This window comes from Sphaerochaeta sp. S2, from assembly GCF_016406725.1.
Taxonomy (GTDB): Bacteria; Spirochaetota; Spirochaetia; order Sphaerochaetales; family Sphaerochaetaceae; genus Sphaerochaeta.
Map to the genome: position 1 here is coordinate 1 of NZ_JAEKNT010000134.1, position 1,207 is coordinate 1,207.

General features: G+C 28.6%; 1 protein-coding gene. It reads left to right on the forward strand.

Annotation, left to right across the window (positions count from 1 at the left end; translation table 11 throughout):
- Positions 1-891 (forward strand): hypothetical protein (locus JF818_RS03585; RefSeq protein WP_233065907.1); only part of this gene is annotated, 891 nt, incomplete at its 5' end.
- Between the last annotated feature and the right edge of the window lie 316 nt (positions 892-1,207).

Genomic DNA, 1,207 nt, shown 5'->3' on the forward strand with positions numbered 1-1,207 from the left:
GGAAAATATAATGAAATTTTGAGACCTATTGTTTATCCATTAGGTGAGGAATTATTAGATGAAGAGTTTCCAACTGGATATCAAGAAAACGAACTTGATCTCTTTTATGAATATTTGATTTCTAATAATCCTGCGTTTAGATATTATTCTCGTTATAAAATTGATAGTACAATTAATGAACCTCATTACTTAGATGAAAAGTATAAGGAGAAGTTTGTTGGATTAGAAACTATTTTTCTAGGGAGTGATGAAGGTTTTATTAAGTATTTTGCCCCTATTAGAAACTTAGATATAAAATTCATAGGTAATATACATGATGATGCCTATAGAAATTCACTCTTTCAATATATTATGTCGTTACGTATGGAACGGTTACTCGATAAATATGATTGTAGAGATACAATTGGTTATTTCTTAGCATCAGAAGTATCGAATAATCGTGATAACACCAACAATTATGTTATTGATGAAAGACAATTAGTAGATACGATTAAAACAATTAATGTGGTTATGTATTATTTAATAGATGATGGATCAGAAGAGGATAAAGAACTATTATTAAATCTATTAAAAGATATCTATGTAGATACAGATCCGAATACACCACCGAATGTAGTTATATATTTTTATGATATGGAAACAGAAGATAAAGAAATTGCATTAAAACTATTAGATGAAGCTAAGTTGTCACAGAACTATATTAAAGAGGATTTAAGTTTAGATAATTTAGGTGAAAACATGTTTAGAGTAAGAAATAATCACGATGCCTTTATGTATTTAGATAATTTTGGTATAAGAAGAGAATACCTTTATAGATCATATATTCCAGTTAATGATGACTCAGACTTTGAATGGTTAGAAAAACTAAAATCTAATAATCGATATAATTAGGAGGATCAATGTTATATATTAATGATGAAAAGAACTTTGGTTATAACAATGAAATATTATTAGAAAATGTAAAAGATAAAATGTGCTTGTGATTGGTGACACATAAAAAAAGTAGCAAAAGGATTGCCAATTTTCACTACTGATCAACCGCTTATGAAAGCACTTTAATTAGGGGCAAAAGATGCAACTAAGAAATGGTCGATGCGTCAGCTTAATTGGGATATAATAAAAAATGAGCTATCAATCTTGCATGATTGATAGCTACATATCTGTCTCTGATACACATTTGACGCTGATGATGCATTAGAAGCGGCAA